At 53.7% G+C, this 25,323-nt stretch carries 19 protein-coding genes, 4 tRNA genes and 1 pseudogene; 17 read left to right on the forward strand and 7 right to left on the reverse strand.

Features of this window, described 5'->3' with window-relative positions:
- Nucleotides 1–5: 5 nt before the first annotated feature.
- The 3 genes from clpB to rluD form a co-directional block, all read right to left on the reverse strand.
- On the reverse strand, nucleotides 6–2,579 hold the full coding sequence (gene clpB, locus WKR14_RS16625; protein WP_101053837.1) for an ATP-dependent chaperone ClpB: 2,574 nt from the start codon (nucleotides 2,577–2,579) through the stop codon (nucleotides 6–8).
- A 96-nt stretch (nucleotides 2,580–2,675) separates the two neighbouring features.
- Nucleotides 2,676–3,389, reverse strand: coding sequence for a peptidoglycan editing factor PgeF (pgeF, locus tag WKR14_RS16630; protein WP_101053840.1), 714 nt, complete (start codon nucleotides 3,387–3,389; stop codon nucleotides 2,676–2,678).
- Nucleotide 3,390: 1 nt separating this feature from the next.
- Nucleotides 3,391–4,365 carry a 23S rRNA pseudouridine(1911/1915/1917) synthase RluD gene (rluD, locus tag WKR14_RS16635; RefSeq protein ID WP_025012060.1) on the reverse strand — a complete coding sequence of 325 codons (975 nt, stop codon included), beginning with the start codon at nucleotides 4,363–4,365 and terminating at the stop codon, nucleotides 3,391–3,393.
- Between the two features lie 122 nt (nucleotides 4,366–4,487).
- Between rluD and WKR14_RS16640 the strand changes: the two genes are divergently transcribed.
- The 6 genes from WKR14_RS16640 (at nucleotide 4,488) to WKR14_RS16665 (ending at nucleotide 7,766) form a co-directional block, all read left to right on the forward strand.
- Nucleotides 4,488–5,249: an outer membrane protein assembly factor BamD gene (locus tag WKR14_RS16640; protein WP_101053843.1), complete on the forward strand. Its 762-nt coding sequence runs from the start codon at nucleotides 4,488–4,490 to the stop codon at nucleotides 5,247–5,249.
- 267 nt (nucleotides 5,250–5,516) lie between these two features.
- A tRNA-Phe gene (locus tag WKR14_RS16645) sits at nucleotides 5,517–5,592 on the forward strand.
- A 52-nt stretch (nucleotides 5,593–5,644) separates the two neighbouring features.
- Nucleotides 5,645–5,731, forward strand: a tRNA-Leu gene (locus WKR14_RS16650).
- Nucleotides 5,732–5,771: 40 nt separating this feature from the next.
- Nucleotides 5,772–5,858, forward strand: a tRNA-Leu gene (locus WKR14_RS16655).
- Between the two features lie 33 nt (nucleotides 5,859–5,891).
- A tRNA-Leu gene (locus WKR14_RS16660) sits at nucleotides 5,892–5,978 on the forward strand.
- Between the two features lie 165 nt (nucleotides 5,979–6,143).
- Nucleotides 6,144–7,766, forward strand: coding sequence for a methyl-accepting chemotaxis protein (locus WKR14_RS16665; protein WP_101053847.1), 1,623 nt, complete (start codon nucleotides 6,144–6,146; stop codon nucleotides 7,764–7,766).
- Nucleotides 7,767–7,977: 211 nt separating this feature from the next.
- Here WKR14_RS16665 and WKR14_RS16670 read toward each other — a convergent pair whose 3' ends face one another.
- Complete coding sequence (locus WKR14_RS16670) at nucleotides 7,978–9,840, reverse strand: methyl-accepting chemotaxis protein (RefSeq protein WP_101053850.1); 1,863 nt, start codon at nucleotides 9,838–9,840, stop codon at nucleotides 7,978–7,980.
- A gap of 296 nt (nucleotides 9,841–10,136) precedes the next feature.
- Here WKR14_RS16670 and WKR14_RS16675 point away from each other — a divergent pair, with 296 nt between their 5' ends.
- The 4 genes from WKR14_RS16675 (at nucleotide 10,137) to WKR14_RS16690 (ending at nucleotide 13,641) form a co-directional block, all read left to right on the forward strand.
- On the forward strand, nucleotides 10,137–11,117 hold the full coding sequence (locus WKR14_RS16675) for an IS5-like element ISEc68 family transposase (RefSeq protein WP_000082736.1): 981 nt from the start codon (nucleotides 10,137–10,139) through the stop codon (nucleotides 11,115–11,117).
- Between the two features lie 513 nt (nucleotides 11,118–11,630).
- Entirely contained in the window at nucleotides 11,631–12,188 is a 558-nt protein-coding gene (locus tag WKR14_RS16680) for an RNA polymerase sigma factor (protein WP_371873330.1), read from the forward strand.
- Nucleotides 12,185–12,706: a hypothetical protein gene (locus tag WKR14_RS16685; RefSeq protein ID WP_044735059.1), complete on the forward strand. Its 522-nt coding sequence runs from the start codon at nucleotides 12,185–12,187 to the stop codon at nucleotides 12,704–12,706. Before WKR14_RS16680 ends, WKR14_RS16685 begins: the two co-directional genes overlap by 4 nt.
- The gene (locus tag WKR14_RS16690) at nucleotides 12,703–13,641 is read left to right on the forward strand and encodes a DUF4097 family beta strand repeat-containing protein (protein WP_101053854.1); all 939 of its coding nucleotides are present in this window, start codon (nucleotides 12,703–12,705) and stop codon (nucleotides 13,639–13,641) included. The genes WKR14_RS16685 and WKR14_RS16690 overlap by 4 nt, the downstream gene beginning before the upstream one ends.
- Before the next feature lie 46 nt (nucleotides 13,642–13,687).
- On the opposite strand, the gene rsuA is transcribed toward WKR14_RS16690, so the two are convergent.
- Complete coding sequence (gene rsuA, locus WKR14_RS16695; RefSeq protein ID WP_054744570.1) at nucleotides 13,688–14,380, reverse strand: 16S rRNA pseudouridine(516) synthase RsuA; 693 nt, start codon at nucleotides 14,378–14,380, stop codon at nucleotides 13,688–13,690.
- A gap of 289 nt (nucleotides 14,381–14,669) precedes the next feature.
- On the opposite strand from rsuA, the gene WKR14_RS16700 reads away from it, so the two are divergent.
- From WKR14_RS16700 to WKR14_RS16715, 4 genes are all read left to right on the forward strand, one after another.
- On the forward strand, nucleotides 14,670–16,769 hold the full coding sequence (locus tag WKR14_RS16700; RefSeq protein ID WP_339086980.1) for a M13 family metallopeptidase: 2,100 nt from the start codon (nucleotides 14,670–14,672) through the stop codon (nucleotides 16,767–16,769).
- Nucleotides 16,770–16,911: 142 nt separating this feature from the next.
- A complete protein-coding gene (locus tag WKR14_RS16705) occupies nucleotides 16,912–17,694 on the forward strand; it encodes a RelA/SpoT domain-containing protein (RefSeq protein ID WP_339086981.1) in 783 nt (260 codons plus the stop codon).
- Between the two features lie 68 nt (nucleotides 17,695–17,762).
- Nucleotides 17,763–18,167 carry an SMI1/KNR4 family protein gene (locus WKR14_RS16710; protein ID WP_226565332.1) on the forward strand — a complete coding sequence of 135 codons (405 nt, stop codon included), beginning with the start codon at nucleotides 17,763–17,765 and terminating at the stop codon, nucleotides 18,165–18,167.
- A gap of 60 nt (nucleotides 18,168–18,227) precedes the next feature.
- Entirely contained in the window at nucleotides 18,228–18,731 is a 504-nt protein-coding gene (locus tag WKR14_RS16715; RefSeq protein WP_025888809.1) for a DUF4447 family protein, read from the forward strand.
- 45 nt (nucleotides 18,732–18,776) lie between these two features.
- Here WKR14_RS16715 and WKR14_RS16720 read toward each other — a convergent pair whose 3' ends face one another.
- Nucleotides 18,777–19,403, reverse strand: a complete 627-nt coding sequence (locus tag WKR14_RS16720; protein WP_028780886.1) for a glutathione S-transferase family protein — start codon at nucleotides 19,401–19,403, stop codon at nucleotides 18,777–18,779.
- A 226-nt stretch (nucleotides 19,404–19,629) separates the two neighbouring features.
- Nucleotides 19,630–22,212, reverse strand: coding sequence for a TonB-dependent receptor (locus WKR14_RS16725; protein ID WP_071237085.1), 2,583 nt, complete (start codon nucleotides 22,210–22,212; stop codon nucleotides 19,630–19,632).
- A 166-nt stretch (nucleotides 22,213–22,378) separates the two neighbouring features.
- Between WKR14_RS16725 and WKR14_RS16730 the strand changes: the two genes are divergently transcribed.
- The 3 genes and pseudogenes from WKR14_RS16730 (at nucleotide 22,379) to WKR14_RS16740 (ending at nucleotide 25,262) form a co-directional block, all read left to right on the forward strand.
- Nucleotides 22,379–22,813, forward strand: a complete 435-nt coding sequence (locus WKR14_RS16730; RefSeq protein WP_339086984.1) for a PH domain-containing protein — start codon at nucleotides 22,379–22,381, stop codon at nucleotides 22,811–22,813.
- Nucleotides 22,814–22,821: 8 nt separating this feature from the next.
- A pseudogene (locus WKR14_RS16735) lies at nucleotides 22,822–24,089 on the forward strand (Nramp family divalent metal transporter).
- A 9-nt stretch (nucleotides 24,090–24,098) separates the two neighbouring features.
- The gene (locus WKR14_RS16740) at nucleotides 24,099–25,262 is read left to right on the forward strand and encodes a serine hydrolase domain-containing protein (RefSeq protein WP_101056880.1); all 1,164 of its coding nucleotides are present in this window, start codon (nucleotides 24,099–24,101) and stop codon (nucleotides 25,260–25,262) included.
- The last annotated feature ends 61 nt before the right edge of the window (nucleotides 25,263–25,323 follow it).

Raw genomic sequence — 25,323 nt, forward strand, 5'->3', positions numbered from 1 at the left:
TGTGATTACTGCTCAAACACCAAGTTGTCGTCGCGATAGTCCACCTTGATCGGCTGACCTGGCAGCAACTCGCCTCTAAGCAGCTTTTGCGCCAGTGGGTTTTCCACCTCTTGCTGCAGTGCCCGCTTCAACGGCCTTGCACCATACACTGGGTCGAACCCGGCTCTGGCAATAAAGCTCAGCGCGGCATCTGTGATCTCCAGCTCGAACTCTTTCTCCGCCAAACGTTGGCGCAGCGACTCGACCTGAATCGCGGCAATACTCTTGATATGCTCGCTATCCAGCGGGTGGAACACCACGGTTTCGTCGATCCGGTTGAGGAACTCGGGGCGGAAATGGTGCTGCACCACATTCATCACCTGAGCCTTCATCTCATCGTAACTTTGGTGACTGAACTGCTCCTGGATAATGTCGGAACCCAGGTTCGAGGTCATAATCACCACAGCGTTACGGAAGTCAACCGTACGCCCCTGACCATCGGTCAGGCGGCCATCATCCAGTACTTGGAGCAGTATGTTGAACACATCCGGGTGTGCCTTTTCCACCTCATCGAGCAGGATCACTGAGTAGGGACGACGGCGCACCGCTTCGGTAAGGTAACCCCCTTCCTCATAACCCACATAGCCCGGAGGCGCCCCGACCAACCTGGAGACTGAGTGTTTCTCCATAAATTCGGACATATCTATCCGCACCATGGCGCTCTCTGTGTCGAACAGGAACTTGGCCAGCGACTTACACAGCTCGGTCTTACCTACCCCGGTCGGGCCGAGGAACAGGAAGGAGCCTATGGGCCGGTTAGGATCGGCCAGACCCGCGCGGCTACGACGAATAGCGTTGGCCACGGCATCGACCGCCTCATCCTGGCCGATCACCCGCTCATGCAGCGCATCTTCCATATGCAGCAGTTTTTCCCGCTCGCCTTCGAGCATCTTGGAAACCGGGATCCCGGTCGCCTTGGAAAGTACCTCGGCAATTTCAACATCCGTGACCTTGTTACGCAGCAAGGTCATATCCTGCATCTCGGCCTGAGACGCCAGATCCAGCTGTTTCTCCAGCTCGGGGATGCGGCCATATTGCAGCTCGGACATCCGGGTCAAATCACCGGCGCGGCGCGCCACTTCCATATCCAGTCTGGCTTGCTCCAGATCCGCCTTGATATGCTGAGTGCCCGCCAGTGCCGCTTTTTCTGTGTGCCAAATCTCATTAAGTTCGGCAGCCTTCTGCTCCACTTCCACCAGCTCGCTGCGCAGATGTTCGAGACGCTTACGACTGGCCTCATCGTTTTCCTTCGCCAACGCCTGCTCTTCCAGCTTGAGCTGAATGATTCGGCGTTCGAGGCGATCCAGCGGCTCCGGCTTGGAGTCTATCTGCATCCGAATGCTGGAAGCGGCTTCGTCGATAAGGTCAATGGCCTTGTCAGGCAGCTTACGATCTGACACATAACGGTGGGACATGGTCGCCGCCGCCACAATCGCCGGATCGGTAATTTCCACATGGTGGTGCAGCTCGTAGCGCTCTTTCAGACCACGCAGAATAGCGATGGTATCCTCGACACTGGGCTCATCCACCAGGACTTTCTGGAAGCGCCGCTCCAGCGCCGCATCTTTTTCAATATACTGACGATACTCGTCCAGGGTAGTGGCACCGACACAGTGCAGCTCACCGCGGGCCAGTGCCGGCTTGAGCATATTACCTGCATCCATGGCGCCATCGGATTTACCCGCGCCCACCATAGTATGCAGCTCGTCAATAAAGAGGATCACCTGGCCCTCTTCCTGAGCAAGCTCGTTGAGCACAGCCTTGAGTCTTTCTTCAAACTCACCCCGGTATTTGGCACCAGCCACCAATGCGCCGAGATCCAGCGACAATACTCGCTTGTTCTTGATGCCTTCAGGCACCTCGCCGTTGACGATACGCTGCGCCAGCCCTTCAACAATGGCGGTCTTACCCACACCGGGCTCACCGATAAGCACAGGGTTGTTCTTGCTGCGACGCTGCAGTACCTGCACCGTGCGACGAATTTCATCGTCACGGCCAATAACAGGATCCAGCTTGCCCTGCTCGGCACGCTCGGTCAGATCTATGGTGTATTTCTTCAACGCCTGGCGCTGATCCTCAGCATTGGGGTCATCCACCTTCTGGCCGCCACGCACGGCTTCGATGGTTTTCTCCATCAGCTCTTTGGTGGCACCGGCCTGCTTGAGACACTGTGCCAGGGTGTCGTTACCTTCCAGTGCCGCCAGAATAAACAGCTCACTGGAGATATATTTGTCTTTACGCTTCTGTGCCAGCTTGTCGCACAGATTCAGCAAACGTATCAGCGCCTGGGATAACTGAACATCACCGCCTGTTCCTTCCACCTGGGGCAAGCGCTCCAGTTCCTGACTAATCAAGGAACGCAGAGTGCTGACCTGGATACCAGCTTGGGTCAACAGCGGATGAATTGAACCGCCATCCTGATTCAACAAAGCCATCATCAGATGGACGGGTTCTATGAACTGATGGTCACGGCCAAGCGCCAGAGATTGGGCATCCGAGATAGCAAGCTGAAATTTATTGGTCATACGATCGAGTCGCATACAGCCTCCTGAAACTCTCAAAATGAGGTATTACTTCGTTAGCTTAAATATGAGGATGCTTTAACCGATTTCAAGTCAGACGAATAAAATAACCACTCAATCAGTAAGCCAAATCAACGAGGCCATGCGGCCGGTACGGCCATCGCGGCGGTAGGAAAAATAGTCTTTGTTGTTATAGGTGCAGATATCCAAGGCATATACCTGCCGGACACCCGCCCGCTGCAATCTGAGCCTGGCAAGCCCCTGCAGATCGCCGAGAAACTTATCCCCCTTGGCTACAAAGCAGTTGTCGGCCTTGGGGTCTTTATCGCAAAAAGCAGCACGTACTTCAGCGCCCACTTCGAAGGCCGTTTTGCCTATTGCCGGTCCGAGACAGGCGATAAGCTCAGAGCCGGGACGAAAACGGGCAATTCCCGCTTCGATAACGCCATCACACAGGCCACGCCAGCCGGCGTGCAGCGCCGCCACCTGGGTGCCTGCACTGTCACACAAAAGTACTGGCAGACAGTCGGCGGTCATCACCACGGCCACATGCGCCTTGCTGTCGCTATAACTGCCATCGGCAATCCTTAGGGAGTCACGCGCCAGATCGACGACCTCTGTGCCATGTACCTGCTCCAGCCATGCCGGCTCGCTGGGCAGAGCCAGCCGCTGTGCCAATAAAGCACGGTTGGCCTGCACAGATGCGGAAATGTCTCCCACATGCAGCCCCAGATTCAGGCTGTCAAACGGTGGCAGGCTGACACCGCCATGACGCTGGGTCATGGCGATTCTGACATTGGCCGGCAGCGGCCAGAGACAGCCGTACATGTTACAGATACTCCGGCGGATGCTCTTCGGTGTCTTTACGCAGCGCCTTGGTCAGCTCGACCATATCCTCGGGGATAGGTGCCTGCCAGCTCATCAGCTCACAGGTGATGGGGTGCACCAACTCCAGTCGCACCGCGTGCAGCGCCTGGCGCTTGAAGTTTTTCAGCACTTCGAAAAAGGCTTCACTGGCGGCCTTGGGGGGTTTTGGACGACCACCATAGACGGGATCGCCCACCAACACATGACCTATATAAGCCATATGCACCCGGATCTGGTGAGTCCGGCCACTTTCCAGCCTCAAGCGCAAGCGGGTATGGGCGCGGAATTTTTCCGCCACACGATAGTGAGTCACCGCCGGCTTACCACTGTGGTGCACCGCCATATGAGTACGCTTGGTGGGGTGACGCCCGATAGGCTCATCCACTGTACCACCGGCTGTCATGGTGCCCAGCACTATGGCTTCATATTCACGGGTAATGTCGCGCGCCTGCAGCGCCGCCACCAGATGAGTTTGAGCCTCAACTGTCTTGGCTACCACCATCAGGCCTGTGGTGTCCTTATCGAGACGATGGACAATACCGGCCCTGGGCACATGTTCTATCTCGGGGCAATGATGCAGCAGGGCATTCATCAAGGTGCCGTCACTATTACCGGCACCGGGATGCACCACTAAACCCGCCTGCTTGTTGATCACCAATATATGGTCATCTTCATAGACGATATTCAGATCGATAGCCTGGGCCTCGGCGTGCACCTCTTCTTCCAAAGTGGCTTGAACCTCTATCTCCTGAGATTCCAACACCTTCTCTCTGGGCTTGTTTACCACAGTACCATCGACGGACACTTTGCCATCGAGGATCCATTCCTTGATCCTGGTTCGGGAGTAATCGGGGAACAACTCGGCCAAAGCCTGATCCAATCTCAGACCGGTTTGGGTTGCTGATATCTCGCTTTTTAGATTAATCTCTTGCGTCATAGGAACCGTCCCCAGTTAATGGGGTCAAAAACTGTGTACTTTCTGGTACACTCGGAATCGGCCATTTTATCGTGAAATGGAAAAATTCTTAACTACAACTTACTCAAGAATCGAATTCAAGTATGCATAATATTGCCAAAGGCGCTGCCATAGCCTTTTTTTCGCTGGCCATTGTGGCCTGTAGCAGCAAACCGGAAGACGACTTAATTACCAGCAAGCAGTCTCCGGACGTTCTCTACTCCCAGGCCCGTACCTCTATGGAGCTGGGTAACTATACCAAGGCTGTGCGTTCACTGGAGGCATTGGATTCCCGCTTCCCCTTTGGTCCACACAAGACTCAGGTTCAGCTGGATCTGATTTATGCCTACTATAAGTTGGATGATACCCCGTCGGCAGTCGCCAACATCGACAGATTTATCCGCCTCAACCCCACCCACCCGGATATAGACTATGTCTACTATATGCGTGGACTGGTGAATATGCAGGCCGACAACTATTTGTTCCATGACATGCTCAATATAGACAGAAGCGACAGGGATCCTCAATTTGCCCTCGATGCCTTCAAGGACTTCGAACGCCTGCTCAAGACCTATCCCAACAGCAAGTATGCGGCCGACGCCCAGAAGAGAATGCAGCACCTGAAGAATCGTCTGGCGCTGTATTCGGTGAAAGTGGCCGAATATTATCTGAAAATGAATGCCTGGAGCGCAGCCGCCATTCGGGCACAGTCCGTAATGGAAACTTATCCCGGCACTCCATCGACAGAGCGCGCGCTTGAGATCATGGTCACCGCTTATGATGAACTGGGTCAGGAGCAGTTAAAGCAGCACGTACTGACAGTTATGCGTGCCAACTATCCGGGGAACGACCTCCTCAAGGATTAATCCCTTAACGCCCCACTTTAACGTGGGGCGTTTTGTTTCCAGAAGAAGATAAAACCTGCCTCCCCTTAAACCTCGAAATCCCGGCTTTACAGGCTGAGTTTTCGATTGGGCTAATTTACCCCTAGCCCAGCAATGACGCGGCTTTCGTTCAAAAGCTAAGCAATATGCGCCTTTTCGAGTAAAACTTGCTCAAACACGCGTTATTTTGAAATATTTCTCAGAAAAGAGTTGACTCAAAACCGTAAAAGTCTTTTAATGCACGCCGTCGCCCGAATAGCTCAGTTGGTAGAGCAGCGGATTGAAAATCCGCGTGTCCCTGGTTCGATTCCGGGTTCGGGCACCACCTTCAACTTTAAGGTGCTCAGGCGACTGAGGAAATTGCAAAGCAGTACAGTGCAGGTGTGGTGGAATTGGTAGACACGCCAGCTTCAGGTGCTGGTGCCCTCACGGGCGTGGAAGTTCAAGTCTTCTCACCTGTACCACTTTGCAATAATAGTTAGCTGTACGTTAGACTCTCAATGTGCAGGTGTGGTGGAATTGGTAGACACGCCAGCTTCAGGTGCTGGTGCCCTCACGGGCGTGGAAGTTCAAGTCTTCTCACCTGTACCAATTAACACATGAAAGAGTCGAAATGAAAACAGTGCAGGTGTGGTGGAATTGGTAGACACGCCAGCTTCAGGTGCTGGTGCCCTCACGGGCGTGGAAGTTCAAGTCTTCTCACCTGTACCAATCATTTAAACCTCGCGATGCGAGGTTTTTTTGTATCCAAAATTTGCCCCTCTCTCGTCTCACGCATTTCATACTTTTTTGCTATACCTTTTGTATGGCTCAACAAATTGGATTGACAGGGCCTCATCCAAGGACAAGTTCCCTTCTGGACCAAGGTTCTCAAGCATGAAGTTACAACTGAAACACAAGATGTTGCTCGGTATGGCCGTGCCTCTTCTCTTGATGCTGCTACTCTGTGGTATCGCCATCAATATCATGAACGAAATCGACTCAGGGGTAGAAAATATCTACAGCGACCGGGTTGTCCCACTCAAAGATCTCAAGAGCATAGGTGATGATTACGCCGTCTTTGTTATCGATGCTATCAACAAGGCCAATGCCGGAGACTTCAGTGCCGAACAAGCCAGTACCGCGCTCAATGAGGCCGACAGAAGCATCAAGCAGAAGTGGCAGGATTACACAGCCACTCAGTTGACCGCCAGAGAATCACAACTGGTCAATGAGGCCAAGCGGTTATTTATTCCCGCCGATGAACAGATAAAACGTCTGCAACATAAATTGGCCACCATGAGCGGCAATATCCAAGGCCAGCTCAATCAGGAGATCACTCCTCTCTATCAGGTAATAGATCCCATCAGCGGTAAGATTGCCGAGTTGGTCACCCTGCAATTGGATGTCGCCAAACAGGAAAGAGAGCAAGCCCAAAGCCTCTACTCTTCTTCCGTTGTGCTATTTATCTCTCTGGTCAGTGTCGCCATTATCGCCTGCTTACTACTCAGTGTTTGGGTCAACCGCAGCGTCATGTTACCCATAGGCGATATCCTCACCCAGCTGAAGAAAATTCGCAGCGACTCGGACTTAACCGTGCAGTTCAAAACCTTCAACGCCGACGAACTGGGGCAGATATCCGATAACTTAAGAGATGTGATATCTCACCTCAGAGGGATCCTCAATAATATCGCCAATGCCGCCAATACAGTCAGCGACTCGGCGACCGAGCTCTCCAGCTTCACCCAACAAACCAACGAGCGCATGCACAGACAACAGGCCGAGACAGAGCAGACGGCTACCGCCATGAATGAAATGACCGCCACAGTCTCAGAAGTAGCCCAAAGCACCACGGCCGCTGCCGACTCGGCTCACAGCGCCGATGCCAGTGCCGCCAATGGCGATGCAATAGTGCAGGAGTCGATTGCCAGCATGGTGGCACTCTCAGCGCAAATTCAGGGTACGGCGCAGGTGATCACTCATCTGGCCAATGAAAGCCAAAACATAGGCAGGGTACTGGATGTGATTAAGGGAATTGCCGAGCAGACCAATCTGCTGGCACTGAACGCCGCCATTGAGGCGGCCAGGGCCGGCGAGCAGGGCCGGGGTTTTGCCGTGGTGGCCGATGAGGTAAGAACCCTTGCCAGTCGCACCCACAGCTCAACCCAGGAGATTGAGTCCATGATAGCCACCCTGCAGACAGGTGTGCAGGAGGCGGTGACTGCCATGGAGCAAGGCATCACTCAGGTCGAGCAGGCCAACAGCAAGGCCAATATGGCCGGTGAAGCCTTGAAAGAGATAGTGGTGTCAGTCGACTCCATCGCCCAGCTCAATACCCACATTGCTACCGCAGCCGAAGAGCAAAGCAGTGTGGCGGAAGATATCAATCGTAGCATTATGGCAATCAGCGACATCACCCAACAATCGGCCCAGGCAGCCAACGAGTTGACCGAGTCGGTCAGCAACTTAAGCCATCTGGCGGAAAACATGCGCGCCGAAGTGGCCCGCTTTCGTCTCTAACTCTCTGAGGGCCCTTCGGGGCCTATTTTTTATTCCCTGTCAGCTCCAAGCCTTTTGTGAACCAAAAACCTTTGCCGCCATTCCTGACAGACTCCTCGAAAAAAGCCGTCTGCACAGCAGAGCAAGAAAGTGCCACAACCGCTAAAGACTACGACTGCAACTAAAACAAAACCGCGGACATTGCCGCGGTTTTTCATCTGTGACCGGATAACTAGATTTTGAATTGGCTCACCGCCTGGTGCAGATAATCAGCGCGGTGGCGAACCTCATCGGATGCAGTGGCATTCTCTTCTGCCGCCTGAGCCGACTCCTCGGCAATATCACGGATCACCACCACGTTCTTATTCACCTCAGCGGCCACCATACTCTGCTCTTCAATAGCGGCAGCAATCTGAGTGCTCATATCCATGATATTGGTGACATCGGCATTGATCTGCGCCAACAAGGTGCCAGCACTGGCCGCCTGCTGAGCGCTCTCACCGCCCTGCTTCTGGCTCTGCTCCATAATATCCACTATCGAATGGGTACGGCTCTGCAGAGTTTGAATGATGCTGGCAATCTCTTCGGTCGACTCTTGAGTCCGCATCGCCAAGCTGCGCACTTCATCGGCCACCACGGCAAAGCCTCGGCCCTGCTCGCCGGCACGGGCCGCCTCAATGGCGGCATTCAGTGCCAGCAGATTGGTCTGTTCGGCGATACCGCGGATCACATCCAGTACGCTGCCTATGGTTTGACTGTCTTTTTCAAGCTCGGCGACCACATTGGCAGAGTCGTTCAGTTGCTGGGCCAAAGACTGGATCTTATTGATAGTATCTTCAACCTCAACTTGGCCTTCCTGGGCATTGTTGTGGGTCTGTTCTGCCTTACCTGCGGCCAGTTCAGTATTCTTGGCAATCTCGTCTATGGTAGCCCCCATCTCGGTGATAGCCGTAGCAACCATATCGGTTTCATTGAGCTGTTTCGACACGCCTTCCGAGGCGCTGATGGCGTTGCGGGACAGCTCTTCACAGGACTGGCGCATGCCATCCACTGATTCGATAACCTGCTCGATCAGCTTCTGGAAACTCTCCACCATACTGTTGAAATGGCGTCCTATCATGCCCAGCTCATCGTTGGAGTCCACATCACAGCGCAGCGACAGATCTTTTTGAAGCTCGATGCGGGAAATGACATCCGTGATACGCTCAACCGGCCTCATAATACTGCGGATAATCATCACAGTACTGACCACCAACAACAACGCAATAAGACCAAATAATGCCAACCCCTGCATGAAGCTGTGCTGCTGCTCGTTTTCCACCTTGGCTATTGCCAATTCTTTCAGCTTGGTAGATGAGCTTTCCGTGGCAAAGATCGCTTCTCGCAACTGCCCCATCATGCCCTTGGACTCGTCGAGTCCCAGCTGCTGTTCCTTGGCCACCAAACTCTTGAAGCTTTGTTGGTACTTGCTCATCAGTTGCTCAATATTGTTACGAACACTGTAGTCCAGCAAACTGGCGCTCAAGGCTTCATTGAAGCGTTCAATATTGCTATCAAACTTATTGAGGTAGCTGAGATCCCGCCGCAACATAAAGTCTTTCTCGTTACGCCTCAGCTGCAGCATCAACACCATAAGCTCAGGCACGTTATGTTCTGCCACCAAGCTTTCGACATTATGCACCGCAGAGCGTAACTCACCGTAAAGACCAGTCTTGGGATCCAGGCCTATCTCCTGCTGCAATTTCACCACTTCGGTAAACAACTGGCGGTAGTTGGCTAAATCACGGTTAAAGCTGTTTATCGGCGCCTCGGGGAGATCATACTCCTTGAAGATCAGTGCCAGTTCTTGCATCAACTGCGCTGTAGCCTGTGCTTCCTGCTGATGTATCTCAACATACTTGAGATCCTGGCGGCCAAAAAAATCCTTCTCATTCTTGCGCATGCTTAATACTTCTTTATCCAGTTCAACCACTTTCTGGATGGCGATGGACAGTTCTGTCTGCACTGAGCTGGAATATTGCTGCAGTGCAAACATCAATACCAAGGCGCCGATCGAAACGGCGGCACTCAGCAACAACTTATGGCGAATAAGCATGGTGTTACCTCAATAAAAAGAGTCACTCTAAAAAAATAGTCGCAATTCTGTCCCAGTGTCAGTTGAGTTAATCCGGTAACAAAAATGTCATCTTATATTGTCAATGATTAACCTATTTAAAAACAGTCACTAGCCTTGTCACAGTGCAAAAAAAATTAAAAATTTTTCTATTAACTGAGTCAAAAAAACCGAAAGCGCCAAGCATCTGTCATTCAAGGAAGGTTTTAAGGAAGGTGCGAATAAGTCCGAGATGTGAGATCATCGTGTTGTAACCTGAACCCAGAATGAGTAACCGGATGAGCCAGCAACTGACTTTTGCCGACAGTGAGTTTTCCAGTAAACGCCGCCAGACCCGCAAAGAAGTTTTCCTTGGCAGAATGGATGACTTGCTTCCCTGGGACAAATTACTTGGCGTTATCGAGCCTGTGTATCCCAAGGCCGGTAATGGTCGCAGGCCCTATCCGCTGGAAACCATGCTGCGTATTCACTGCATGCAGCAATGGTACAACCTGAGCGATGAGGCCATGGAAGATGCCCTCTATGAAATCGCCTCCATGCGACAATTTGCTCGCCTGTCACTGGATAAAGCCATTCCAGACCGCACTACCATCATGAATTTCCGGCATTTGCTGGAGCAGCATGAACTGGCCCGCAAAATCTTCAGTACCGTTAATCACTGGCTAGCAGAGTGTGGCGTTCTAATGACCCAGGGCACCTTGGTGGATGCCACCATCATTCAAGCCCCCAGCTCTACCAAAAACAAACACAACAGCCGTGATGAAGACATGCACCAGACCAAGAAAGGTAACCAGTGGTACTTCGGCATGAAAGCGCACATTGGCGTGGACGCCAAAAGTGGCCTGACCCACAGTCTGGTGACCACGGCGGCTAACGAGCACGACCTCAATCAGGTTGGCAAGTTACTGCATGGCGATGAAGAATTTATCTCAGCCGATGCTGGTTATCAGGGGGCCGAAAAGCGCGATGAGCTCAGCGATGTCAGCGCAGACTGGCTTATCGCCAAGCGTCCCGGCAAAGTGAATGCATTGAAGCAACACCCGCGCAAGAACAAGCTGGCCATCCGTTACGAATACCTGAAAGCGAGTATCCGAGCGAAGGTTGAGCATCCATTTCGGATAGTAAAATGTCAGTTTGGTTTCGTCAAAGCCAGGTACAAGGGGCTGGCTAAAAACGACAGTCAACTGGCGATGTTATTCACCCTAGCGAACCTGGTTCGAGTTGACCAATTGATACGGGCACAGGCGAGATCTACCTGAAATGAGGAAATTGGCCTGAAACAGGGCCAAAATCAGCCACGAAGAGACGATTTTGGGCTGAAAATTGGAAAATTGAGCCACAGGACGTCGATAAAGGACGGTTTGGGGCGTCATATCGGGAGCTGCGGACCACTTAATCGCAGCTTCCTTAACCCGACAAACAGCGATTGCATGCGATATTCAAAAATCAGAAGTGAACCCAATAAAAATCTAAGGTTCCCCAATGACTCCCTTATCACAGGTTAGTGTCGTGCTCAGGTTGCCAAACACAATAGCTTTCCTGGGGGCTCCCCGGCCTCCCAGGGAACGGAAAGCAAACAACTGATTTCAGTGAAGCTTGTTTAAGGGATATGCAAATAACCAAATAAAGAAAACATCGAGCAGATTGATTAATCCACCAGATAAATTTTTTGGATTTTTTTTATTCTTTTTTAAACCTTTTAAGCGGGTCAAACTATCCAATTACCATGACTCGCCCAAACCATTAAGGACCAAACCATTAAGGACAGCCCAGTGAATGCCAGCCCACAGCTGACAGAAACCAGATACCAGCAAGAAGTGGACTTCCCGCTGGTGCAGCGTGCCCGTTTGGGGGACAAGCTTGCCTTCGCCGAGCTCTACCGCCTGCACCATGGCAGAGTCTATGCATTGTGTTTGCACCTGGCCGGCCAGGTGCCACTGGCAGAAGAGATGACCCAGGACTGCTTTATCCGAGCCTGGGAGAAGCTGGACCAATTCCGCGGTGAAAGCAAATTCAGTACCTGGCTGCACAGCCTGAGCGTCAATCAGGCATTGAGTAGTTTGAAAAAACAGCGCAGCTTCTGGGCCAGATTTCTGCCGGTGACCACAGAGGCAGACACAGAAGAATCAACCACAACCCACACGGAGGAAACCTCTGTATTGGAGCGCAAGATCCTCAAGTTACCCGAACGGGCCAGAGTCGTGTTTGTGCTGTTTGCCATTGAGGGCTACAGCCATGAAGAGATAGCCGCCATGATGGGCACAAGTACCGGCACCAGCAAGGCGCAGTACCACAGGGCAAGAAACTTGCTTCAGGAGATGTTGTCATGAACAAGCAGCCAACATTGGAACAACTGATAGAACAACTGCCACGGGAAAAAACACCCGAGCGCGACCTCTGGCCTGAAATCGCCGCCAGGCTGGAACAATCTCAGCCACCCAAGGCCGCAAAATCCAGCAACGGCTGGCGTAATCTGGCTATCGCCTGCAGTCTGCTGTTGGTATCCCTGCTCGGCTATCAGGGATTGCAGCAAACCCAAAGCCGTGTCGACCCACAGATGCTGGCCATGCTGGAGCAGTTACAGTATCAACACCAACAACAGGTGAAACAACTGGAAGCCAGTGTCAATTTCGGCCAATGGCAAAAGGTCAGCATGACCACGCCGCTCAGTCGCGGCATAGATGAACTCAGGGAAGCCGCAGCGCAGATATTCCAGGCACTAAAACAAGACCCGACCGATCAACAACTTTGGCAACTCTGGCTTTGGGTACAGCAAAGGGAGATAGAACTGCTCACCCGGGGTGAACAACTGCCCACTCAACTCGATCAACAAGGAATCAGCATATGAACAAGATATCACTAACCCTACTCTCTTCAGCCCTGCTGCTGAGCCCGGTATTGCATGCGGCCGAGAAGGTCGATCAAAGTGCGGCGCTGGAGTCCGGAGCTAAATTGAATATCAAGATCCAACGGGGAGAGGTGAAGATCCGCAGTTGGGACAAGGCTGAAGTCGCCATCAAGGGCAAGCTGGATGAGCTCAGTGAAGGCCTGGTGTTTGGTCAGCAGGGCGGCAGCTTTGTTATCGAAGACAAGCTGCCCAAGAGCTATAACAGCCGGGACAAAGACGGCTCAAAGCTGGAGATCTTTCTGCCCGCCACAGTCAATATGAAGCTTAAAGGCGTTTCCGCCGATTATGACCTGCAAGGATTGGAGGGTGAGATCAGCTCGGCCAATGTCAGTGGTGATATCAAGGGCCAGGATCTCAAAGGCAATCTGCAACTGACCACGGTATCCGGCAGTATCCACACCCAGAGCAACCAGGGTGAACTGTATCTGGAAACCGTTTCCGGCGACATTGAGGATAAACAGAGTCTGGGCAAGGTGAGTTATCGCCTGGTGAGTGGCAAACTGAACGCCGAGAGTGATGCCATAGAAGTGGAGCTGGATCAGGTCTCGGGCAAGAGTCAGTTGACCCTGAAGGCTCCCGAGTCACTCAAGGCCAGAACCGTCAGTGGCGACTTGAGTATTGCCATGCAGAGCCTGGCCGGCAATGCCCATGTCGATAGCGTCAGTGGCGATATTGAACTCAAGTTTGCCAAACTGCCGAATGCCGCCTTTGATATCAGCGGTGGCCCAGGTGGCAAGATTGACAACCAACTGACTCAGGACTCACCGAAAAAAGCCAAGTACACCAAGGCTGAATCGCTGCAGTTCCAAAGCGGTTCCGGCCAGGCCGATGTCAGTATCAACACCATCAGTGGCCGGATTAAACTGCAGCAATAATCAGCGGTATCGCACCAAGGCCTCCGGCTGGCCTTGGTGCTTTTTTTCAGCCTACCGAGGCTATCTCGGCTTCGGTCAGATAACGCCACTCGCCGGGTTCCAGTTCACTATCCAGCTCTATGGCGCCGATTGACTCACGATGCAGGGCTTCCACTTTATTGCCCACAGCGGCAAACATACGTTTCACCTGATGATATTTACCTTCGGTAATAGTCAGCAAGACTTCGGTCGGGCTAATCAGCTGCAACTGCGCCGGCCGGGTCAGCCCCTCTTCCCGGTGCAGCGCCAGGCCAGCGGCAAATTGTGGGATCAAGTCTTCAGTAACTGGGCTGGCCAGCCACACCCGGTAGCGTTTGCCGCATTCCTTCTTGGGAGAGGTTAGCTTGTGCGACCACTGGCCATCGTCGGTAATCAACACCAAGCCCGTGGTATCGGCATCCAGGCGCCCGGCAATGTGCAGGCTCTCGGGCTTTTCTATCTCCAGTAGACTGATGACCGAAGGATAGACCTCATCCACGGTTGAGCATATGGTATCGACCGGCTTATGCAACATCAGATATCTGTTGCCTATCAAGCTGATAGGTTCACCATCGAAACACACTCTCATGCCATCACGCACCTTGAAGCTGGAGTCCTTGACGATTTCACCATCGACACTGATTTCACCGCGGTGCAGCGCCTTCTTGGCCATGGAACGGGTCAGCTCTGTAGACTCACAGATAAATTTATCTAAACGCACTTGGCTATCCAACCTCTTGAGTTATGCCGTGTCAATTGCGCGCCATTATGGAGCCTGACAGGCTAAAGGGCAAAGACTGTCAAACGCTCACTCAAATAAGCGCCTGTAACCTTTGCTTACAACTCCCGCGGCGCCGAGGCTCGCTGTCATCGCTGCGGGACTTGTTTACATTCCCACACAGGCCTTAACATAGGCATCACTGCGGTTTTTCCCGAACAAACGGGTGTGCAGCCAATCTGATAAAAATGTCCCCTCGCGGGACACCAAAGAACAAAGAAAAGGAAACAGCATGAGAAAAGTACTCATTGGGGGATTGTGTGCCTCACTCATCGCAGGCCTATCTGCCTGTAATGACAAAACGGCTGAGACCCAGGCTGAAACAGCCAAACAGCCGGAAGTCGCCAAAACCGCAACTGCCGCCGCCGTCAGCCAAGCCCTGGGCTCGGGGATTGAATTTGCCAACTTTGACAAGTCTGTTCGTCCTCAGGATGACTTCTATACCTATGTCAACGGCGGCTGGATCAAGAACACAGAGATCCCGGCAGATCGCACCAGCACAGGCGCATTCTATGACCTCAGGGAAAAATCCCGTGACGATGTCAAAGCCATTATTGAAGAAGTGGCGCAGAGCAAAGATCTCAAGCCCGGCAGCGACGAGCAAAAAGTGGCCGATCTTTACCGCTCCTTTATGGACAGCGATACGCTCAACCAGCTGGGGATCAAGCCACTGGAGAGCGAGCTGGCAATCATAGATGCCATCAAAGACAAGCAAGCACTGGCGGCCTACTTCGGCAAGAGCCAAATTCTCGGTGGCGGCACGCCCATGGCCTTCTATATAGATGTTGATGCCAAGGACTCCAGCCGCTATGCCACCCATATCTGGCAATACGGCCTGAGCCTGCCGGAGAAAGACTATTACTTCAACGAAGGTGAGCGTTTCGTCAACATCCGCAAGGCCTTTGTTGAGCATATCGTCAAGATGTTCACCCTGGCCGGTTTTGCCGAGCCACAACAAAGCGCCGAAGCCATCATGAAGCTGGAAACCGCCATCGCCGCCAAGCATTGGGATGTGGTTGAAAGCCGTGACAGCACCAAGACCTACAACAAATTTGAGGTCAAAGAACTGTCAACATTGGCGCCGGACATCGACTGGAACGCCTACCTGACTGCGCTTGGCGCCGACAAGCAAGCCGATATCATCATCAATCAGCCCAGCTTTATCGAAGGCCTGAACCAGATAGTCAAAGACACAGATCTGGCTACCTGGAAGACATATATGCGCTGGCAGCTGTTGACCCACTTCGCCTCAGATCTGAGCGAGCCGCTGGATAAAGAAAACTTTGAGTTCTTCGCCAAGACACTCAATGGCCAGCAAGAACAGGAACCTCGTTGGAAGCGCGGTGTAGCCAAGGTCAACAGCCTGCTGGGTGAAGTCGTGGGTAAAGTATACGTCAAGCGCCACTTCGCCCCTGAAGCCAAGGAGCGGATGGAGCATCTGGTGGAAAACCTGCGCGGTGCCTACGCCGACAGCATAGATGAACTTGAGTGGATGGGCGCAGACACCAAAGTCGCCGCCAAGGAAAAACTGGCCAAGTTCAACCCGAAAATCGGCTATCCCGACAAGTGGGAAGACTACAGCAAGCTGACTATCAAAGCTGACGACCTGGTCGGTAACGAGATCCGCGCCGGTGAAGTGGAACATCAGAAGCAACTGGCCAAGTTGGGCAGCCCCATAGACAAGGGCGAATGGCACATGACGCCACAAACCGTCAACGCCTACTACAACCCGACCATGAACGAAATCGTGTTCCCGGCCGCCATCTTGCAGCCACCTTTCTTTAATATGGCTGCCGACGATGCCGTCAACTATGGTGGTATAGGTGCGGTTATCGGCCATGAGATGGGTCACGGCTTTGACGATCAGGGTGCCAAGTTCGACGGCGAAGGCAATATGCGCGACTGGTGGACCGAACAAGACCTGAAAGAGTTTGCCGCCCGCGGCAAGGCGCTAATCGCCCAGTATGACGGCTACTATGTGTTTGACGACCTGCACGTTAACGGCAGTCTGACCCTGGGTGAAAACATCGGCGATCTCTCTGGTGTCACCATAGCCTACAAGGCCTACAAAAAATCCTTGGCGGGCAAAGAGGCTCCGGTAATCGACGGTCTGAGCGGTGATGAACGCTTCTTCCTCGGATTCGCCCAAATCTGGCGTGCCAAGATCAAAGAGGAAGCCATGCGCAACCGAGTGGCCACAGATCCTCATTCACCGGCCAAGTTCCGCGCCATAGGTTCACTGTCCAATATGCCGCAGTTCTACAGCACATTTGACGTGAAGCCAGGTGACGGCATGTATATTGAACCGGCCCAGCGTGTGAAAATCTGGTAATTTTACGCTTGCCAACAAAGGCGCCTCAAGGCGCCTTTCTTTTTAGATGAATAAAGTTTCATTTGAGGTTCAGCAAGGGTTCAGAGCCAAGTGCTACATTGGAGTCAAAGCCACTTAGAAGTCATTCTGGATGCGAGGCCCCATGACCCGATTATTCCGCACTTTCCTGGTTTTCCTGTTATTGCTTTCGGCGCGCACCGCCTACGCTCAGCCTTCAGAATATGAAGCTGAACCAAGAGACGACAGCGGCTACAGCCAGCGCCAAAACTCGGCCCTCCCATTCAATGCCCTCAAGAAACAAAGCTTCAGCGCCCCAAGGCAGCCCGTTTCCAGCCTCAATGCCCTCTATCAGCAGGCACCTATGGCACAAAATGAACTCCACAGTCTCCTGTCACAGATAGCCAATCAGAGCCAGACCGAGCTGCAACTGGCCAAGGTGAAAGAGCGTCAACGGGCCGAAGCCAAGGTGGCGCACAAGCTGAATAACGACCCTGCCGCCCTAACAGATCTGGTGCGAGCCACCCTGATAGCCGACAGCCTTGATGATCTGCAGCTGGCCTTTGACACCCTGAATCAACAGGCCAATGTGCTGCAGGTCAAAGACAGGTTTGCCCAGCCCAAGGCCTCCGGCTATCGGGATATCAACCTGCTGCTGCAGCTGCCGAAAAGTGGCCTGATTGCCGAAGTTCAGTTGCACTTAAGGAAGATTGCCGCCATCAAAAACGGCGCCGAGCACCAAGTCTATGAAGCAGTGCAGGCGATGGAACATAAGGCTGCCCGCGAGCAAAGGCCTTTGAGCGAGCTGGAACTGGCAAGGATCCAGAAGCTGCGCCAGGAATCACACAAGCTGTACCACAAGGCCTGGTTGGGTTATAAACGCCAACAAACCCAGACTCTTGGCATAGAAAATACCATAGTCGCCTGACAAAGCTTGTCAGCGGCCAACAAGCCGCTATACTCCAGCGCATTGACCCTCGGCCAAAGCGTAAAATCATGCATGAAATCATAGAGCAACTGCAGGAACTGTCAGAGCAGGTTCCTGTACCGCTGGATCTGCCCGGCTTTGACGATCTGGTGGATATCGAAGAGCAAATACTCATCCCTTTGCCTGCGGAGCTGAAAGAATATCTGCTGCATGCCAGCGATGTTATCTATGGCAGCCTGGAGCCGGTGACCGCTGCCGATCCCCACTCCCACACCTATCTGCCGGAAGTGACCTCCTATGCCTGGTCGCTGGGAATGCCCAGAGATCTGATTGCCATCTGCCAAACCGGTGATGACTTTTACTGCATAGATCAGGAAGGTGTGGTCTACTTCTGGAACCAGGACGGCCTGGATGAAGAAGATTGCTGGGAGTCACTCTGGCAATGGGTCGAAGACGTCTGGCTGCAAAGCTGACACAGGTCGGCATTCCCTAGGCGCCACGCCATCAGACACATAGAAAAAACAGGAAGCATTATGTCCAAACAATATCCGCTCAACGCCATCGAGTTTCAGTGCCTGCGCCAATCTCTTGGCTTGGGCACCGCCCAGGCCGCCGAGTTGCTGAAAGTCGATGAAGCCGAGTTGCTCTCCTGGGAAACGGGCGAGGCGCAGGTAAGCGAACTGGCCCAGAAAAAACTGCTGGAAATCGACGATATTATCGAGATGCAGGTGCTAAACACCTGTGATGGTATCGAGGCCATGTTCAAGAAAGAACCCAAGCGCCGTTTGGCCTTTGTGGTTTATCCCACCCAGGCGATTTACACCCAGTACAACCCTGAGTTTTTAAGCTCGCTGCCACTCACTGAGCTGTACAACACCGCCGCCTGGCGGATCAAGAAAGAGTGCAAACTGGTACTGGAAGTGGATATCAGCCTGGTGCCACTGGATGTGGAATCCTACAAGGCCTTCAGAGAGCAGCAAGGCGGGCTGGGTGAGAGCCGCGAAAGCCGCGCCAAGTGGGCGGCCGCACAGCTCTGAAATATCACGGCCCCAAAATACTGCGGCTTTAAAACCAGAGTTTGATTAATCAGTTAAATTGGCGCTGGCTTTGTCCAGCGCCTTTTTCATGGCCGGACGCAGGTTAAGCCTGTCTCGGTAAGCCGCCAGTTTGGGCGGGATCTGTTGCTCAAAAATGGTGGCCCAGTTCAGGGTATGGGCCAGCAGTATATCGGCCACAGTCAATTCATCACCGAGCAAAAATGGGCTATCAGGCAGCCACTGCTCGGCAATGGCCGCGGCCTTGTTGAACTCCCATACGGCCGTGGCTTGAATCGCCGCCACCCGCTGCTCCTCCGGCAAGGCAAACCTGTGCTTGCCCATGGTCCATAACGGCTGCTCCAACTCGGTTATCACAAAGCTCAACCATTGATGATGATGCCCGGAGGCTGCCGTGCCTGGCTTGGGCAACAGACGCCCCTCACCGTAACGCTCGGCCAGATAGAGCATAATGGCCGCCGATTCGGTCAATACCAGACCGTCATCCTCGAGCACGGGGATTTTGCCGCAGGGATTAAGCGCCAGGAACTCAGGAGTGCGGTTCTGCTGCTTGGCCATATCAACAAAGTGAAACTCCCAGGGCAGTTCCAGCTCTTCCAACAACCAGGAAACCCGCAGCGCCCGGCTTCGCGGTGTGCCATAGAGTCGAATCATATTACTTTCCTTAAATTGCCCTGTCGCCATAGGCAATGGCTAACGCAGGTATGGTGGCAGAAAAGGCGCCCGCAGGCGCCATGATGATAAGGTCAACAACAAGATACTCCCACTGCCTCAAGCTTGTCACTCTGTCCCTGTTTCTCGGCTCTTGTCTCTCACTTCTTATCTCAACTCTCCAGCATCCGGCCCTTGCCAGTTTGCCATCAAGGGCCGGGTGCCTGCCTCAGAAGTTAAGACTGACCTTGGTGTAGATGAAACGGCCTCTGGGATTATGCACAGACATCACATAGCCATAGAGATCCGCATCACCATCGCCTATGGCAAACGGCGGCTCCTCATCCAACAGGTTGTTGACCCCGAGCGTCCACTTGAACATCTCGTTGAAACGATAGGAAGCCTGCAAGTCCACCAGGAACTGGGCATCCACCATACGTGACTTGTTCTCGGTAAAGTCGAGGGCGCCGTCGAAGTTGATGTCCGGCGTATCTTCAAATTCGCCTATGTAGCTGACATTGAGGTTGGCGGCAAAGTCGCCCATGGTCCAGTTAGTGCTGGCCAGCCAGCGGTACTGGGGATACTCATATTCGCCGGTATAATCCAGGCCGTCCTTTTCAAACTTGTCCAGATAGCTCCACTCAAGACCAAACTTGAGATCGCCATAGCTGTCCAGTTCCAGACCGTAGTGAGCCGAGATATCCAGGCCCTGTGCCTCCTGGGAGCTTAAGTTAACAAAGCTTGAGTGAATCACATCAAGCACCCCGAGCGGCTCGCCACCGGCAGGGGGCAGGCGCACACAGATAGCGCTGTTTTGATCATTACAGTTGGCGGCATAGATATCGCCCAGAGGCTGCTCATCTATCTTATTGTCCTGGGTGATGTTCCAAATATCGAAGCCGATATCGAACTTCTGGCTCGGCGCCCAGATCATGCCTATGTTCCAGGTTTCCGACTCCTCCGCGTCCAGATCCGGGTTACCGGCAAATACCGTGTTGTAATCCAGCACCTCACAGTCGGCCTCTGAGATACCCTGAGCGGCGCAGGCATAGGTGTCTTTAAAGAAGTTACTCTTTTCCGAAGGGCCCAAGCCTATCTGGGCCAGCGATGGCGCCCGGAACCCCTGGGCCCAGGAGGCGCGCATGCTCAAGTCTTCTGTCATGCCCCAATGGAACGCCACCTTGGGATTGGTGGTGGAGCCAAAGTCGCTGTAATGATCGTAGCGCCCCGCCAGTTGCAGCTCGAAGCTGTCAGTTACCGGAATGGAAAACTCCAGGTAGGCGGCATACTGATCGCGCTCGGCCGCGGCGGAAACAGCTTCAGTCCCGAAGATAAGCCCGCGCTGGAACTGCTCATCGGGCACATCGCTGACATCCTCTTCACGATATTCCATCCCGGCGGCCAGCATGATATCCCTGTCTGCCAGGGTAAAGGCATGCCCCGAAATGCTGGCATCATAGGCGGTAATATGTGACTTGCCCTGACGCACCAGACTGGTGGTAATGGCATCTATCACTTCGGGTGAGTTGATGGTGCCGCCAAAGGGGTTGTAGTTGCCGAGATTGATTTGCTCCTGCAGATAGTCCACCCGCACCCAGCCCTGGCTGCGATCCCCTGTCTGGGTCGACTCACTGCGCCCCTTTTGGGCCGAGACTTCCCAGTCCCACTCCTTGAAGCTGCCGCGCAGACCGGCCACCAATCTCAAGCTGTCGGACTCGATATCCCAGCGGCGGGGACCGGCATCCACTGTGCGGAAGCGGCCTATGTCAATGTCCTGACCAAAAGGATTGTTGGGATGTGAACCGGGAACCGTCAAACCGGCAGTTTCATCCAGCGGTGTGGCGGCACCACCGGCCTTGGAGGTATTGTGCTGAGCCGCCAGCTCCAAAAAGGCGGTCAGGGAATCACTCAGGTGATACTCAAACTGACCTATGGCGCCTATGCGCTCGGCCTCGGGGATCACCAAGTTATAGGGGCCATAATCGAACAGGCAGCTGCCGCTCGATGTGGCGGAATCGGCCGGACAAGCCGGATCTATGGTCTTGACACCATTGACATAGAAATACCCCGGAAAACCCCGGGAAGAACGGAAATCCTCCCCGCCCCAGGGCGACTGATTGGCGGTACCAAACTGCCCCATCTCATCGGCGCTCAGGGTCGAGTTGCTGAAATAATCCAGGATCACAGACGCGCTGCCCTTGTCACTCATGGTGCCCCACACCAGACTGGCGGTCTTTTCGTTGTAATTGGGGCCATCTGTGGCGCCATAGCCGAGATTGACTTCAATGCCTTCGATGTTTTTCCTCAGCACTATGTTGACCACCCCGGCAATGGCATCCGAGCCATAGATGGCCGAGGCGCCGTCCTTGAGTATATCTATCCGCTCAATGGCCGATACGGGAATGCTGTTGATATCGACAAAAGAATTGCTGACCCCTTCGGCAAAGGCACTGATGGAAACCCGGCGACCATTGATCAGCACCAGGGTCGCATCCGGCCCCATGCCACGCAGGCTGATGGCGGCGGCACCGTTGGCGGTAGAGTCCTGGCTGTTGCCGCGGGTGGAGAAAGTGCCGGCCCCGGCCGCCGGCATCCTTTCCAGCAACTGCTGCAGGTTGTCGTAGCCCATGTTGGCAATATCTTCTTTGCCTATGGATTGAATGGGCGATGGGCCTTCCATATCGGTACGTTTGATCCGCGAGCCTGTGACTTCGATGCGCTCCACAGACTCCTCGGCCGCGAAGGACTCTCCGGCAGAGGTCAAGGCAAGCGCCGCGGCGCAGGCACTCAGGGTGAGGTGAGGTCTATTCATAATCATCCCTAATTTCTTCAGTTGTTTTTATGGAAAACAACCACGACTACAAACTTCCGTGTTGTCATATATTTTTAACATTTACCAATTCAACTTAACTCTTTAATATCTAAAGTCAATGCCTCTAACTGGGGTAAATTTGATTTTACTGATATAGGAAGTCGTCATGTCCACAGCCGCCGCGCCACTGCTTCAGGCCCGCTTTGCCGATAATCTCGCCAATATGAGCGCCAAGCTGACCAAGCGTAAGCTAGTAGTGCGCCGCGGCCTGCTGACCCGCACCGAAAATACTGTGCCCTTGGATAAAATCACCGACATGGCGCTTATTCAGGGGCCACTGATGCGCCTGTTCGGTCTGAAGAAACTCAAGGTGGAAACCGCCGGACAATCCGGCAATAACGCCCTGATAAGCCTGGTTGGCATAGTCGATGCCGACGGATTTCGCGCCGCTGTGCTGGCACAAAAAGAGCATTTGGATCACAAGGAGCCCAACTCAAATGGACATGACAGCAACCATGAGCAGCTGATGTTACTCAGGGAGATCCGCTCCTCGCTGGTCAATATCGAATCCTTACTGGCCCGGGAAAAGAGCGCGCCATGAATGACACCATGCTGAATCGAAAAGGTTTTTCTTTCACTCACCTTAGGCACTTAATGGCCGCCATGGGCCCGGGCGTACTGGTGGCCGCAGCGGCCATAGGCGCCTCGCATCTGGTGGCTTCAACCCGTGCCGGCGCCGAATTTGGCTGGCAGTTGGCCTGGCTGGTGGTGCTGGTCAATTTGCTCAAATATCCCTTCTTTGCCGCCGGAGCCAGATACACGGCGGCGACCGGCGAGAGTCTGCTTGAGGGCTATCTCAAGCAAGGAAAGGGCTATCTGTGGCTGTTCAGTCTGCTCAATCTTGTTGCTGCCATTGCCAGCACCGCCGGGGTCAGCATGCTGAGTGCCGCCATGCTGACTCAGTTTGTGCCGCTCGGCATAGATATTCTGTCTTTTATCGTGCTCTGCGCCAGTTTGCTGCTGTTATTGCTTGGGCGCTACAGCCTGCTTGATCGCATGACCAAAGTTGTGATGGCGCTGTGACCCTGGGCACTCTGACAGCCGCGGCCATGATGCTGGGGGTGGAGTCTGTGCTGGATAAAGACTTCGTCTCCCCCTCTCCCTGGCAATGGGCTTATCTTGGTTTTTTGATCGCCATGATGGGCTGGATGCCGGCACCGATTGAAGTCAGCGCCTGGAACTCACTTTGGCTGCTGGAGAAACAGCGCATCAATCAACAGCAGGCCGCTCTGAGCGCTGCCCAGGCCAGGTTGGATTTCGATATCGGCTATTGGCTCACCGCCCTGCTGGCACTGGTGTTTCTCAGCCTGGGGGCCGGAGTCATGCATGGCTCGGGAGCCTCCTTTGCCGACTCGGGAGCCCAGTTTGCCGGGCAGTTGATCTCCCTCTACGCCAGCGTGCTCGGGGAGTGGAGCCGTATGCTTATCGCCTTGGTGGCGCTGCTGTGTATTTTCTCCACCACTGTCACTGTGCTCGATGGTTACAGCCGCACCCTGGATGCCGGTTGGCGCCTGCTGCTTGAGCGCCGCCCCAGCGGTAAACGCCTGGCTGGGATCATGCTGGTTATGTCGCTGCTGGCCTTGCTGCTGATCCTGTTCTTTAAGGGTGCCTTGCTATCACTGTTGGAATTGGTGATGATCCAGGCCTTTATGACTACCTGTATTTTTGCCTGGTTGAATCTACGGCTGATGAGTTCCAAAACCCTGCCGACTGAGGCCCGTTACGGCAGGGGCATGCAACTCTGGGGCTGGCTGGGACTCGGTTACCTGTTTGGCTTTGCGCTGCTGTTTATCTATTGGTATTGCTACATCAAATAAGGAAGTTGCATGAACTCCTCACCGCTGGCGCAGCCGCGCTTTTTAGGGCCAAACCTCTCATCGACAGTCAAAGGCATCACCATGGCCTGCCTGCTGGGATTCACTTTAAGCCTGAGCGCGGCGCCAGGGCCCGAACAAGAGCCGGCACCAGGTAAGGGTTCGGCGCCATCTGTCTGCCACAGCGAAGAGCTGACACGACAACTGCAGCTGATAATCAAGCAAAACCCCCTGCCCTTCAGCGGCGTAATCGAGTTGAGGCAAGGTAAAAAGACACTGCTGAGCCATGCGGCCGGAGAAAGCCAGGGCAAACCCATCACCTCTGATAGCCAATTTGTGCTGGGTTCACTGTCAAAGCAAGTGTTTGCCGTCTTGGTGATGCGGGCGATAGAAAGAGGCGATTTCAATCTCAATGACAGCGCCGCCACCCTGCTCGGCAAAGAGGCCGAACTGGATCCGGCCATCACAGTTGCCATGTTGCTGAGCCACACATCCGGCATAGGCATCCAAGGACAAGCCTTGCTGTTCACCCCGGGCAGCGATTTTAAATACAGCAATGACAATTATTGGCTGCTGGCCGAGATCCTCAAGCGAAAAGGCAGCAGCGGTACTCAATTGCTGCAGCGCTTCTTTGATGCCGAGGGGCTTGAGCTCAAGGCCCGCACCGGCAGTATTGAAAGTATCCAGGAACAGTTACCCCATCTGGCGATAGGAAGAACCGAGACAGACAGCGGCTTTGAGAGCGTGGCCGAGCAGTTGACCCTCACAGATAAGCTGTTGGCCAGCGGCGCCCTTATTGGCTCCACCTCTGCCTTTGCCGACTTTCAGCAGGCCCTGCATCAGGGGCAACTGCTTAGCCGTGGCGGCTATTTGCAGTTGCTGGCGCCGAGAGGCAAACGCCCCCATCGTTGGGGCGAGCTGAATTATGCCGCCGGAATACAACTGAGCCCTGAGTTGCCCCTGGAGTTCAGCCACAGTGGTTACATAGCGGGTTATATCAGCACTGCGATTTATTATCCGGACTCGGGCTTCAATCTGGTGGTACTGGAAAACACCTCTTGGTCACTCAAAGATATAGGCCGGGTGTTCGCCCTTCACGACAAGCTGCGACAGGCGGTGCGCGAAACGGCCGCGAACTGTCCACTGGAAAAAGCGGCAAATCTGCCCGGCTTTTAGGTATAATGCCGCAATATTGCGGAGCCTCCGCGCCTAACGCACCTAAGTCAATCGCCAGACA

It is taken from the genome of Shewanella chilikensis (assembly GCF_037953065.1).
In the GTDB taxonomy this organism is placed as follows: Bacteria; Pseudomonadota; Gammaproteobacteria; order Enterobacterales; family Shewanellaceae; genus Shewanella; species Shewanella chilikensis.